The organism is Marinobacter sp. LM1, assembly GCF_042763285.1.
Lineage (GTDB): Bacteria > Pseudomonadota > Gammaproteobacteria > Pseudomonadales > Oleiphilaceae > Marinobacter > Marinobacter nauticus.
On the sequence record NZ_CP114373.1, the window covers coordinates 3,853,191 to 3,866,283 of the forward strand.

The 13,093-nt window shown below is 57.4% G+C and carries 12 protein-coding genes; 6 read left to right on the top strand and 6 right to left on the bottom strand.

What is annotated here, in order from left to right; all coding sequences use genetic code 11:
- The first annotated feature begins 77 nt into the window (after window positions 1–77).
- The 4 genes from OZ656_RS18065 (at window position 78) to OZ656_RS18080 (ending at window position 4,553) form a co-directional block, all read left to right on the top strand.
- Window positions 78–623: a TRAP transporter small permease subunit gene (locus tag OZ656_RS18065; protein ID WP_011786890.1), complete on the top strand. Its 546-nt coding sequence runs from the start codon at window positions 78–80 to the stop codon at window positions 621–623.
- Window positions 620–1,918 (top strand): TRAP transporter large permease subunit, encoded by a 1,299-nt coding sequence (locus OZ656_RS18070; RefSeq protein ID WP_011786891.1) that lies wholly within the window; start codon window positions 620–622, stop codon window positions 1,916–1,918. The genes OZ656_RS18065 and OZ656_RS18070 overlap by 4 nt, the downstream gene beginning before the upstream one ends.
- Before the next feature lie 194 nt (window positions 1,919–2,112).
- Window positions 2,113–3,429, top strand: coding sequence for a cyclopropane-fatty-acyl-phospholipid synthase family protein (locus tag OZ656_RS18075; RefSeq protein ID WP_023009563.1), 1,317 nt, complete (start codon window positions 2,113–2,115; stop codon window positions 3,427–3,429).
- Entirely contained in the window at window positions 3,429–4,553 is a 1,125-nt protein-coding gene (locus OZ656_RS18080; RefSeq protein WP_153740492.1) for an NAD(P)/FAD-dependent oxidoreductase, read from the top strand. The genes OZ656_RS18075 and OZ656_RS18080 overlap by 1 nt, the downstream gene beginning before the upstream one ends.
- 93 nt (window positions 4,554–4,646) lie before the next feature.
- Here the strand turns inward: OZ656_RS18080 and OZ656_RS18085 are convergent, their stop codons facing one another.
- The 4 genes from OZ656_RS18085 to OZ656_RS18100 form a co-directional block, all read right to left on the bottom strand.
- Window positions 4,647–5,540, bottom strand: a complete 894-nt coding sequence (locus tag OZ656_RS18085) for a porin (RefSeq protein ID WP_227548866.1) — start codon at window positions 5,538–5,540, stop codon at window positions 4,647–4,649.
- An 85-nt stretch (window positions 5,541–5,625) separates the two neighbouring features.
- Complete coding sequence (locus tag OZ656_RS18090) at window positions 5,626–6,252, bottom strand: DUF2057 domain-containing protein (protein ID WP_226374353.1); 627 nt, start codon at window positions 6,250–6,252, stop codon at window positions 5,626–5,628.
- Between the two features lie 177 nt (window positions 6,253–6,429).
- Window positions 6,430–8,298 carry a choice-of-anchor I family protein gene (locus OZ656_RS18095; RefSeq protein WP_153740191.1) on the bottom strand — a complete coding sequence of 623 codons (1,869 nt, stop codon included), beginning with the start codon at window positions 8,296–8,298 and terminating at the stop codon, window positions 6,430–6,432.
- A gap of 157 nt (window positions 8,299–8,455) precedes the next feature.
- Window positions 8,456–8,929, bottom strand: a complete 474-nt coding sequence (locus OZ656_RS18100; protein ID WP_014422762.1) for a Dps family protein — start codon at window positions 8,927–8,929, stop codon at window positions 8,456–8,458.
- 227 nt (window positions 8,930–9,156) lie between these two features.
- Here OZ656_RS18100 and OZ656_RS18105 point away from each other — a divergent pair, with 227 nt between their 5' ends.
- A complete protein-coding gene (locus OZ656_RS18105; RefSeq protein WP_153740192.1) occupies window positions 9,157–9,423 on the top strand; it encodes a DUF2061 domain-containing protein in 267 nt (88 codons plus the stop codon).
- A 33-nt stretch (window positions 9,424–9,456) separates the two neighbouring features.
- Here OZ656_RS18105 and OZ656_RS18110 read toward each other — a convergent pair whose 3' ends face one another.
- Entirely contained in the window at window positions 9,457–10,896 is a 1,440-nt protein-coding gene (locus OZ656_RS18110) for a dihydrolipoyl dehydrogenase (RefSeq protein ID WP_153740193.1), read from the bottom strand.
- A 181-nt stretch (window positions 10,897–11,077) separates the two neighbouring features.
- Between OZ656_RS18110 and OZ656_RS18115 the strand changes: the two genes are divergently transcribed.
- Window positions 11,078–11,749: a LysE family translocator gene (locus OZ656_RS18115; protein ID WP_011786900.1), complete on the top strand. Its 672-nt coding sequence runs from the start codon at window positions 11,078–11,080 to the stop codon at window positions 11,747–11,749.
- Here OZ656_RS18115 and OZ656_RS18120 read toward each other — a convergent pair.
- The gene (locus tag OZ656_RS18120; RefSeq protein WP_286896564.1) at window positions 11,694–12,746 is read right to left on the bottom strand and encodes a 3-deoxy-7-phosphoheptulonate synthase; all 1,053 of its coding nucleotides are present in this window, start codon (window positions 12,744–12,746) and stop codon (window positions 11,694–11,696) included. The two genes, OZ656_RS18115 and OZ656_RS18120, sit on opposite strands and share 56 nt — an antisense overlap.
- Between the last annotated feature and the right edge of the window lie 347 nt (window positions 12,747–13,093).

A 13,093-nucleotide genomic window follows, 5' to 3' on the forward strand; every position in this document is an offset into this window, starting at 1 on the left:
GGGATCGCTCTTCCAAGTGATCCCGGCTTTTTCATTTCCAACATTCAGAAATTCCGCGATGCGGAGGAAGAAGTTCGATGCGCTGGATTATCCGACTGGACGAGAGCCTGGCCTGGCTCTCCAAACTTTGCGGCTGGATCGCCTGTGTGGCCATGATCCTGATGGCTGCCAACGTCTTCTATGACGTCGTCGCACGCTATGCTTTCAACGATGTGTCCATCGCCATGCAGGAAATGGAATGGCACCTTTATTCAGTCGTCTTCCTGCTTGGCATTCCCTATGCCCTGCGCACTGATGGTCATGTACGTGTGGACGTTTTCTATACCAACTGGAGCCAGAAGCGCAAAGCCTGGATTAACCTGATTGGCGCCGTTCTTTTTGTTATTCCGTTCGCCTACCTGATTGCCACCTATGGCTACAGCTACGCCATGGATGCCTACCAGATGGGCGAAGGCAGCGGCGACCCCGGCGGCTTACCGCACCGCTGGGTGATCAAATCCGTGATTCCGGTCAGCGCTTTCTTTATGGGAACGGCCGGCTTGAACATGGTGACCTACGCCATCCGTGTGATGGCCGGTGACAAGCGGTACGAAGGCGAGCACAGCGCAGGAGGTCTGGCATGATCGGTATGATTATGTTCGGCGTGGCGCTGGTCATGCTGATGTTCGGTTTCCCGGTAGCCTTCACCTTCGGCGGCGTCGCACTGTTTTTCGGTATCTACGCCGAAGGCATGGATCTGTTTGCCTTCATGCCCTTCCGGATCATGAGCGTGATGCAGAACACCGTGTTGATGGCAGTGCCTCTGTTCATCTTCATGGGTGTGGTACTGCAGCGCACCAGACTGGCTGAACAGTTGCTGACCTCCATGGGACGGCTGTTTGGCGGGTTGCCCGGCGGCCTTGCTATTTCCACCATTCTTGTCGGTGCTCTGCTGGCTGCCTCCACCGGCGTTGTCGGCGCCAGCGTGGTTGCCATGGGCCTGATTTCGCTTCCGGTCATGCTCGCGCACAAGTACGACAAGCGCCTGGCCACCGGTACCATCTGCGCCTCGGGCACCCTGGGCCAGATTGTGCCGCCATCGATCATCCTGATCATTCTGGGTGACGTCCTTGGCCTGCCCGTGGGCGATCTGTTCAAGGCTGCGGTCATGCCCGGCGTGGTACTGATTGGCCTGTACATTGTCTACATTCTGATCCTGACCCGTTTCAAGCCGGAAACCGCACCGGCCATGCCGGCCCAGGATGAATCGGTCAGCCGGGGCAAGGAAATCCGGGATGCCCTGCTTGCGATTATTCCGCCACTGGCGTTGATCGTGATTGTGCTGGGCTCCATCTTCACCGGCATCGCCACTCCCACGGAATCCTCGGCACTGGGTGGCGTTGGCGCCGTGGTTCTGGCCATCATCTACCGCCAGTTCTCGTTCAAGATGGTCTGGGATGCCGCCAAAGACACCGTCAGCGTGACCGCCATGGTGTTCGCAATCCTGATCGGCGCGACTGCCTTCTCCATGGTGTTCAGCTATACCGGCGGCGATTATCTGCTGGAGGAGTGGCTGATGATGCTGCCCGGCGAACAATGGGGCTTCATTATCCTGGCCATGGTGGTCATTCTGGTGCTGGGCTTCTTCATCGATTTCGTGGAGATTTCCTTCATCATCGTGCCCATTCTGGCACCGGTGGCCGAGGCCATGGGCATCAACATGCTCTGGTTCGCCATCCTGATTGCCATGAACCTGCAAACCAGCTTCCTGACACCACCATTCGGGTTTTCGCTGTTCTACCTCAAAGGGGTGGCACCACCGGAAGTCCGAACCACGGATATCTACAAGGGTATTATTCCGTTCATTCTGATCCAGATTCTGGTGCTGGCGCTGATCGTCATCTTCCCGGAATGGTTCGGCATGAGCGCCACCTACTGACCCCCGAATAACCCTGCAACTCTGGCGGAGCCGGCCAATGCCGGCTCCGCCCATCCACCCGCTCTGCCCCTCAGTCTTCAGTCCGCCGACCTGACAAAACCTGATCATTTTCTATACTGAGTCAAAAAGCCGCGACTCTCAGTTCAGTTTTCGGGATTGCACGGACCATAACGAATCAGAGGAGAGAGCATTCCATGGCACAGAGTACCGCTCATAAACCGGAGTTACCGGACAAGGAGGAACACCGGGCACACGTCCTCAGCCTGCCCCTGGAGCGCGGTCAATCCGATCGCGAACCCCACAGTTATGAACGCTGGCTGATCCATAAACTGATGCGTATGGCCGGCTCTCCCCCCATTCGTTTCCGGCTCTGGAACGGCGATGTCATAGAACCGGAAGTTCAGGACGCCCGCTTCACCCTGCACCTGACCGACCACAAGGCTCTCTACTCCCTGGTGGCCAACCCCAATCTGGCCTTTGGTGACCTGTATGCCGCCGGTCGACTGGAAATCGACGGCGATCTTCCAGATCTGATGGAGAGCCTGTACCGGGCCGTCCATGCCGCCCGCCAGAAATGGCCACGCTGGCTGGACGCCCTGTGGCGCAACCACAACCCGCGTGCCACCGGCATCTCCGAGGCCAAGGAGAACATTCACCACCACTACGACCTGGGCAACGCGTTTTACCAACTGTGGCTGGATGAGGCCGAAATGCAGTACACCTGCGCCTATTACGAGCAGGCCGACAACACCCTGGAACAGGCGCAACTGGCCAAACTGGAACACGTTTGCCGCAAACTTCGGCTGAAACCGGGCATGACCGTGGTCGAAGCCGGCTGCGGGTGGGGCGGGCTGGCCCGATATATGGCCCGTCATTACGGAGTGAAGGTGCATTCCTACAATATCTCACGGGAACAGCTGGCCTACGCCCGGGCTGAAGCAGAGCGACAAGGCCTGGACAACCTGGTTACCTATGTCGAAGACGACTACCGCAATATTGAGGGCCAGTATGACGCGTTCGTTTCTATTGGCATGCTCGAACACGTGGGCAAGGACAATTACCCCGCTCTGTCGGAACTGATCAAACGCTCCCTGAAGCCGAATGGTATTGCCTTGCTCCACAGCATCGGCCGCAACCGGCCCATGCTGATGAACGCCTGGATCGAGAAGCGGATTTTCCCCGGCGCCTATCCGCCCAGCATTGGCGAGTTCATGGAAATCTGCGAGCACAGCGATTTCTCGGTACTGGATGTGGAAAACCTGCGGCTGCATTACGCTCAGACCCTGACCCACTGGATGGACAATTTCACCGCCAACCAGGACCAGGTCACCGAGATGTACGACGAACATTTCACCCGGGCCTGGCGACTGTATCTGGCCGGTTCCATCGCCGCGTTCCGGGCCGGTTCTTTGCAGTTGTTCCAGGTGGTGTTCACCCACGGCGACAATAACCAGCTGCCCCAGAGCCGGCAGGAACTCTACACGTTTCCAGCCACGCCAGAGGGGGTCTGATGGAATACTACGACATCATTATCGTGGGGGCCGGCCCTGCCGGCTCAACCCTGGCCCGGGCTCTGGAGGACTCCGGCAAACGGGTACTGATCATCGACAAGCAAGCCTTCCCCCGGGACAAGACCTGCGCCGGCTGGGTTACGCCGGCAGTGATGGCCAGCCTGGACATTGATCCGGGGAAGTATTCCGTCGGCCGGACACTGCAACCCATTCGCCGGTTCCGGATCGGCATGATGGGGCAAAGTGCGGTGGAGAACGACCACGGGGATATTGTCAGCTACGGTATTCGTCGCTGCGAATTCGACGACTACCTGCTGGACCGTGCCGAGTGTGAAAAGCAACTGGCAACCGCGGTAAAGTCCATCAACCGGAACAACGGCAACTGGGTGATCAACGATCAATGGCAGGCGCCGCTGCTGGTGGGTGCCGGGGGCCATTTCTGCCCGGTGGCACGGCTGTTGGGCGACGGCCCGGGCAAGCATGAAACCGTGGTGGCCGCCAAGGAAGTTGAGTTCGAGATGACGCCAGAGCAGGCCCGCGCCTGCGAAGCCCGCGGCGACACGCCAGAGCTCTGGTTCTGCCGGGATCTCAAGGGCTACGCCTGGGTTTTCCGGAAAGGCAGCTATCTGAACATCGGCCTGGGCCGTGAGGACAACCACCGGTTATCTGATCATCTGGAAGCTTTTGTCGAGGAAATGAAACAGTCGGGCCGCATTCCTTCAGACCTGCCAGGCCGCTTCAAAGGTCACGCCTATCTGCTGTATGCCCATGCCAACCGACCACTGGTGGATGACGGCGTGTTGCTGATTGGCGATGCGGCCGGCCTGGCCTATACCCAGAGTGGCGAGGGCATTCGTCCCGCCATCGAATCGGCACTGATGGCGGCCAATGTTATCAAGGCCGCCACGGATTATTCCGCGCTCTCGCTGCAAAGCTATGGTGAACGCATTGCCGAACGCTTCGGAACCCGGGCCACGGACCAGGAGCCCGGCTTTGAGGTGCCGGACTGGCTGAAACAGCCCATCGCCAGCACCTTGATGCGCTCACACTGGTTTACCCGCAAGGTGGTCACGGAGAAGTGGTTCTTGCATCAGGAGGTGCCGCCACTGGAGGTCGCGGTTTAGATACACCAAGGCCGGGCGCTGAGGCCCGGCCTTGATTTCACGTCTGCACTGACCTGTAGCTCGATACCAGGCTGGCGCATGTAACGAGCGAGCTTAGAACTTCACGCGCATACCGGCCAGGAAGCCCATGTCGGCGTCGTCGCCAGACGCATCTTCAAGGTCGCTCTGGGCGATTTCGGCGAACACGCTGACGTTCTTGGCAGCCGGGAACTTGTAGGTTACGTTGGCGTACCATTCGGTAATGTCGTCCGCGTCATCTTCTTCCTTGTTGCCCATACCGAGTGCGACGTCGGTGGTGGCAGCAACAGCAAACACAGCCGCCAGGTTGTACTGGGTGGTTTCGAAGTCGTCTTCGTCGGTGGAGCTGTAATCAGCGGCCAGGTTCATGAAGCCGAAATCGTAGGAAGCGCTCACACCCCAGGTGTCCGCAGATTCAGCCGCGCCAGCCGCTCGGGACTGCTGGTAAGCCGCTGCCAGTTCCAGACCTGCCAGTTCAGTAGCAACGAAGAGATCGTAGTATTCACCGTCCTGATCCGCAGCATCCATTTCGTGAGAAGCGGCGATATAGACGTTTTCCAGCTCGATGTCGACACGAATCGTATCGTCACCCGCTGTTTCTACGCCATCAAACCGGTCTTCATCAATGGTCTCGACTTCGTAGGCTTCTTCAATACCGAATTCGTCACCGGCGAAGTCCTGCTTACCGAAAGAGAAGGAGGCAACGCCGTACTTCAGACCGACATAAGCCTCTTCCAGGTTGCTGGCGTCCTGACTGCCTTCCGCCGCTTTTTTGTAACCCACATCCAGACGACCAAACGCAGTCAGGTCATTGCCCAGATCGTAGGCTACGTAGTTTTTCAGCTCCATATCGTCGTACTCAACCTCGGCACGCTCATCAAAGCCAGTGGCCTGACGGAACTGAATCTGGAAGTCACCGTTCAGTTTGTAGGTAAAACCATCTTTCTCGTAAACAGTCGCAGCATTCACAGAATGCTGCGGCAACAGTAGACACAGCAACAGCCAGAAGAAGCTTCTTCATTTTTGGAACTCCACGTTCAGTTTGGTTTGGTGTTTATTGGTTGCTGGAATCAACCCAGCTGTCCCACTCTTTTCGAGTTTGTTCGTCAGCTTTCAGATACCAGTAGCGCAGCATCCTGCTGACCATTTCCTGATCCGGATCGACGTGCGAATCCAGCAACAACCCGTCCTGGTTGGTTATCAGCCCCGGAGCAGCTACTGCCGCTTTGGCGCCGGAACGGTTATAGGCCGCCAGCTCACGGGCATAGTCCCGCACCAGCTGAAAGCCCTCTTTCTCGAGCACATCGGCGGTAAACGCCACCTCACGGCCCTGGCGATCAGTCAACTGCCAGTTACCCTGTTGATTGAAAGCGTCCATTTGATTCCGCGACTCGATTTCCGGAGCGCTCAGGGCCAGTGCGGTATCAGCAGCCTCGAAACGGACAACGAAGGCGTCGCTGGTTTCCAGCACTTCTTCACGACCAATTTCGGTGGTGCACTCCACCACCAACTGCTGGGTACCATCAGCAAGAGTCAGTGACTGGCCAGAGCCGGCGGTCTGCTCGCTATCCTGAACAGCCTGCACGTTCACACAGGCCCCCAAAGTGAGCTGAACCTCTGCCAGAGCCGGCAACGGCATCAAGGCGGCAAGTAAACAGGTCGTCCAGGCAAGTCTCGTCACGCTTTATTTCCAATCGGTGGTTGGCAGCAATCTTGAGACGACACTATGGCGGGAATTTATTAACGGACTGTTAATAATATGTTTCGGTTATATGACACGATCCTGTGGACACTTTTTTGGCCCGGACACAAAAAAGCCCCGCCATGAAGACGGGGCTTTTTTATTCCGGAAACTGAATTAATCAGTCAGTTCGAGTTTCACACGGTAGATCGCCGTGGTGCCGCTGACTTCGTTGCCGGTGATGAGTAACGGCTCACCAGTAGGTGAGTCATCGGCGGCCACCACAGTGATGCTCTCCACGCCCAGATCCCCTGCGGTTTCGAGTACTGAAGCCGTGTCGACAGTGGTCCAGTCGTCACGGGTATTCAGGTAATCCACCTGAACCGGACTGGCAGGGTCCGTTACGTCGTAGACCAGAATACCGCCCATGCGCTCAAGGCCCAGAAAAGCAAAGGTTTTATTGCCGAACGTCGCCACAGTCACGGCTTCAGGTTCCGGACCTTTGGCGTCCGACCGGGAATCGAACGCCATGCCCTCGTCATGGGCGGAGTTGAAGTGGTCTGAGCAGGGAATAGAACGAGCCGTACCCAGACGACAGTCCTCACTGGCCAGGAACTGCTCGATCGCATCGCCGGAGTCCCATACCAGCTCACCGTCCTCATTCCAGATCGCCAGAGAACGCGTGCCGTAGGAGTACAGCTGGTCGTACATCAGAAGCGTGCCGTCCGGGTCTTCTGCACCCGACGCGTTGAACATGACAGGAGCACCATTTTCATCAACCCGGTAACCCTGCACCCAACTGATGTTGAGTCTTCCCAACTGGTCATCATCGCGACAGTCATTGGCTGCACCGGCTGTGGCACCGCAGTAATCGAAGACGGATGGATTCAACAGCGCACCTTCGGCCAGCGCAGTCAGTTGCGGTGGCATGTCGTCACCAATCCGGCGGGCAAAACCATCCGGATGTACCAGGTGTTTCACCCGCAACTCTTCGACAAAACCCCTGGAACTATCGCCATTCCAGTAGTCGGCGTCATCTTCACCCCAGGCCCTGGCATCACCCTCATTGGCCGTCACGATAAAGGTTTCACCATTTGCCTGGTAACTGTCGATGGCATCGGGATGGTAGATACCCGCCACACCCGGCCATCTCTGGATATTGATGACGCCGTCATCGTCCGAGGCATCAATACCCTGCCCCTCAACACCGTAATCCTTGAACCCCAGGGGTAAAATACCGGTGACCGTTGCCGCGCCGATATCCAGCTTCGCCAGGGCGTTGTTTTCCTGCAAAGAGACCCAGGCAGTGCGGCTGTCGGCACTGACGGTGATATATTCCGGTTCCAGATCCTGGGCTACGGTGGCCCCCGGGCCGTATATGCGAACACCCGATGCCTTCAGGGCGCCATCCTGGCTGTTGAAGGCCAGAAAATCGGCTGTCCGTACCGTGAGATTCCCCGGATTGGAAACATCAACCACATTGATCGACCCTTCCGGATCGATCTGGTAGTCATCGCTTGGCTCGCCTTCGTTTGCTGCCAGGACATATTGCCCATCCGGCGTAAAGGTCACCATATCCGGCTGCGCACCTACCTGGATACTGTCACGCAGCTGCAGGTCTGCAGCTCCAAATACCGCAACATAACCGGGGTCAGTTTTCGGATTCGATTCAACAGCAACCGCAACGAGCCCGTTTGCCACCGCCACACTGTTAACCACCGCATCAGCGGCAATGTCAGCAACTGTCAGCGTGTCGATTTTGGCTGGATTGACCGGGTCGCTCATATCCAGCACATCCACAGCCCCGGACAAGGCATTAACCACAAACGCCCTGCGACTGGCAGGGTCAAACGCCGTGATTTCCGCAGCAGACTCATCAAACTGTCCGGTGCTGTATCGACCGGCGAATTCGAGCGTCAGGCCAGTGACCTGAGCTTCCGGCGCCAGATCATCATCGTTGTCCGAGGAATTACAGCCGGATACCAGCACGGCGCTCACAGCGAGAACGAGCAATGACAGTTGAAATGGGTGCGATGTCTTGGGCACAGCGGGCTCCTTTGCTTATTTAATGATGCAAGAGCAAAGAAGGCTAGGCGACAGACGTGACGAACGCGGGAAAGGAAAGTGACAGTGCAGTGACGTTTCTGTGACAACTCCCCGGCCCGATGCCGGGCCGGGGAAAAGTCGGAGCATCAGCCGGAACTTACTGGCCCAGGTAGCTCCGGTACATCCATACCGTTTTTTCCTGCTGAGAGATATAGTCACTCATCAGTGCCACGGTACCTTCATCTTCTGCTTCACCGGCCAGGTTCAGCAGGCCACGCTGCTTGGCGATGAGCTTACCGAAACTCTCGACGATGTTACCCACCGCTTCTTTGCCATCAGATACGTCCTTGCGCTCCGGCACTTCGGACTTTTCAATGTAGGTGCTGTAGGCGTGTGCAGGACGATGGCCCAGGGTGAGAACCCGCTCGGCAATTTCATCAATCTTGAGCAGCAGGTCATCGTAGAGTTCTTCAAATTTGGCATGCAGCTCAAAGAAATTGTCACCCTTGATGTTCCAGTGATAGCCACGCACATTCATGTAGAAAATCTGGTAGTTGGAGAGCAGTTCGTTCAGTGCATCTGCCAGCTTCTGGGTTTTGTCTGTGTCGAGACCAATAAAATTCTTGCCCATGTTGAACCTCCTGATTCGTTTTGGGGTGTCATCTAACAGCTACTGTATGACAGCTCAGTGTCAGAACGAAAGTTTGGGTATTCAATATCGCTCATAGCAGAAACTTATACCACCAACCCTAAAATCATAGCTGAACCCTATCGAGAAAAATGTCACTTTCTATTTGGAAACAATTCTCGTTTGTCCTTAAATGGGGTTATAGGCATTCATCACGCGGAGTTGATTCCATGAGTACCCTGAAACTGTTTGTTCACAATCACAGCTCGAAGGGCGACCCGTCGTTTCTGAAAACGATCACCTTCGCGATTACCCACTTTACGGTGGCTTTTACCGTCGCGTTCCTGCTGACCGGGGACATTCTGATCGGCAGCCTGATCGCGATGGTCGAACCGGCCATTAACACCGTTGCTTACTTCTTCCATGAGAAGATATGGGCACGGCATCAGCGGAATACAACCGCCAATGCCATGAATCTAGCGCAAAACACGCTTTAATGACTTGCCCTCTGTCAAAGACGGAGGGTAAAGCTACACACCCGGCCCGCAATCCATGCAACCCTCCCCTGGCTCAGGGCCTATCCGGAGTTTCTTGCTCAGGTCTTTTATTGCGGTTCGCAGCCCCTCCTCAATCACCGGATGGTAGAACGGCATCTCCAGCATTTCGCTCACGGTCATTCGCTTTTGCACGCACCACGCCAGCAAGTGGGCAAGGTGCTCTGCAGCAGGCCCGAACATCTGGGCCCCCATGAACAGGCCGCTGCCGTGCTCGCCGTAGACCCGGAGCAGCCCCCGATTCTTGCCAATAACCTTGCTGCGACCCTGATCCTCAAACGACACCTCACCAACCGCAAAGCAGCCCTGGCAACGCTCATCCACCTGATGAATGTTCAGCCCCACCGAGGCAATCTGGGGCTCGGTGAACACCACCGCCATGGGAGTTTTTCTGCGGCCGGTTCGGACTTCCGGCCAGGCCCCTGCATTGTCGCCGGCAATCCGGCCTTCGTCTGCCGCCTCGTGCAGCAGGGGGCGGTCGTTGTTCACATCACCGGCAATGAAGATATGGCTGTCACCGCAGCGCAGGGTGAAGGGGTCAAACTCCGGCATGCCCCGTTCATCCAGTTCGATGCCGGCATTCTGGATATCCAGGTGATCAATGTTGGGTCTCCGCCCGGTGGCTGCCAACAGATAATCAAAGGTTTGCTGATGCTCCTTGCCGCCCTCGCTCCAGCTGATGCGAACCCCCTCCTCGATGCGTTCAACACGCCGGGTATCGGCTTTCGGGCTGATGGCAAACTCTTCACGGAAGGTGTCCAGCGCATACTCCCTCACCTTCTCATCCTGAATACCGCCAATGCCGCCGCTGACGCCAAACATGCGGACCTTTACGCCCAGCCGGCTCAATGCCTGACCTAATTCGACCCCAATCACTCCCGGGCCGAACACCGCCACCGAAGACGGCAGATCCCGCCAGTCGAACACGTCATCGTTGACCACCAGTCGGTCTTTCGCTTCTTTCAGAATGCCCGGGATGTTGGGGCGGGAGCCGGTGGCAATAACAATCCGGCCCGCGGTGACCTCGGTATGATCACCCACGACAAGACGATGACTGTCAACAAATCGGGCATGCCCCATCAACCGGTGTTCCTGCGGCAGCGATTCCATGGACCGCACCACCGGTGCCACAAAGCGATCGCGCTCTTCACGCACTCGCGCCATCACAGCCGGACCATCAATGCGCACATCGCCCGGAAGCACACCGAACGCTTCCGCCTGCCTCACCTGATGGGCCCTTTCCGCGGCGGCAATCAGCAACTTGCTGGGCATGCACCCTACCCGGGCACAGGTGGTGCCGTATTGATCACCCTCAATCAACACAATCCGGTCGGTGGCCCTGCGGGCGCGCTGATAGGCGACCATTCCCGCCGTACCCGCACCGATAACCGCTACATCCACTTCTCGCTTGTCCATCCTGCCTCCTGGAGACTGACTGAAATTTCAGGTGGTTTGGGCTATTAAACTTAAGGAGCCTTTCGGTAAAGTATAGAAAGCTTATTATCCGCTGACAGGGGAATCACAGAAAAAATCCCTGTGGTTACTGGCTGCAGGCGCAACAACCCAAGCACAATTGCAAACACGCGGGAGAATGAATGTGCAGAATTACTGGCTGGAGTTTCTGACCGTTGCCCTGGTGCACCTTTTGGCGGTGGCCAGCCCCGGGCCGGATTTTGCAGTCATGCTGCGCCAGGCACTGACCCAGGCCCGGCGCAATGCCCTGCTGACCGCCATGGGCATTGGCATCGGCATTCTGCTGCATGTGGGCTATTCGCTGCTGGGTATCGGGCTGATCATCCAGCAATCGGTAATGCTGTTTACCGTGCTGAAAGTGATTGGGGCCGTGTATCTGCTCTATATCGCCTGGCACTGCCTGCGGGCCAAACCCGGAGCCATTCACGTGCAAGCGAACGGCGGGCAGGCCCAGACTGGCTGGGCGGCGTTCCGGCTCGGGTTTTTAACCAACGCCCTCAATCCCAAGGCCACCCTGTTTTTCGTGTCCCTGTTCTCCGTCATCATCAATCCAGGCACGCCGGTTCTGCTGCAGGCCGGATACGGCATCTATATGGCCCTGGCCACCGGCCTGTGGTTTGCCATGGTAGCGGTGTTCTTTACCCACCCCCGTGTCCGCCGGGGGTTCAACCGGTTCGGACACTGGCTCGACCGGACCATGGGGGGCATTCTGGTATTGCTGGCCGGGCAACTGCTGCTGTCTACAGTGAGCGGATCAGAGTCTCCGTCTGTTCCCAGCCCAGGCATGGATCGGTAATCGAGCACCCGTAGACCAGCTCTTTGCCGTCGTCCTGGCGGCCGAATTCCAGGAAGCTTTCCAGCATCAGGCCCTTGATGTGCCGATTGCCGTTACGCTTCTGCGCCATCACTTCCCGGGCGATGTCCACCTGCCGCTCGGCCTGCTTGCAGGCGTTATCATGGCTGCAGTCCACCATCACCGCCGTTGATACGCCGGCTTTTTCCAGCTCTGCCACCGCTTTGGCAATGCTCAGTTCATCGTAGTTGGTCACACCCCGGCCACCGCGCAGAACCAGATGAGTATCCGGATTGCCGGCGGTGGAAATCATCACCGGTGCGCCGCTATGGGAGATCCCCATGTGGTGGTGCGGGTGCGAGGCCGACTTCATGGCGTGGCTGGCCACGGTAATGCCACCATCGGTGCCGTTCTTGAACCCGGTAGGCATGGGCAGGCCGCTGACCATTTCCCGGTGAATCTGGGATTCGGTGGTACGGGCGCCGATCGCGGTCCAGCTTACCAGGTCCCCCAGGTAATCCATCATGAACGGGCTCAGGGCTTCGGTGGCGAGCGGCAGGCCGAGCTCGGACAACGCCAGCAACAGCTTGCGGGAACGCTCCAGACCCTGTTTCAGATTGCCCTGACCGGTGCGTTCCGGATCGTACAGAAGGCCTTTCCAGCCCACCGTGGTACGGGGTTTCTCCAGGTAGGCGCGCATGACAATCAGGAAACGGTCACTGACTTCGTCTGACAGTGCTTTCAGGCGGGTGGCGTAATCCAGGGCAGCCTGCTCGTCGTGAATGGAGCAGGGGCCCATCACGATCAGGGTGCGGTCGTCCTGACCGTGCAGCACGGCGCGGATCTGATCACGGTAACCGGCAATGGCCCGCACCTGTTGCTCATCGGCAGGAAACTGCTGGCGCAACTCGGCGGCGGTGGGCAGTCTCGCTTCCTGGCGGTGCTGGCAGGCGCTTGAGGCTTGCGCATCCAGTGTTTCAGATTTCAGCGGCATGTTCATGTCTGTGTTCCCGTTTCCCTGTGTCAGAATCAAAAAAGCCCCGGCTGGGCTACCAGTCGGGGCTTTTCGGAGTCCGGTGGCAGCCTGGGTTGCTTGCCGGGCTGCCTTCCTCGTTGTATTCGGTCGATGAAGATCTTATGGGCGGCCCGGGCTCTGGCTAAAATAAAAGCCATAACCAAACCACCAAAAATACACAGCAGAGCCTGCGGCCTTCAGTTTTTCACCGAAAGCTTTCAGAACATTCAATTGACAGGCTGCGTGTAAGGTCTTCATGCTTTTCACTATATACCTACGGTTTTAACGATGGCAACCCGCAAAACGGATTATTTAATGCGGGCATGGCCGTC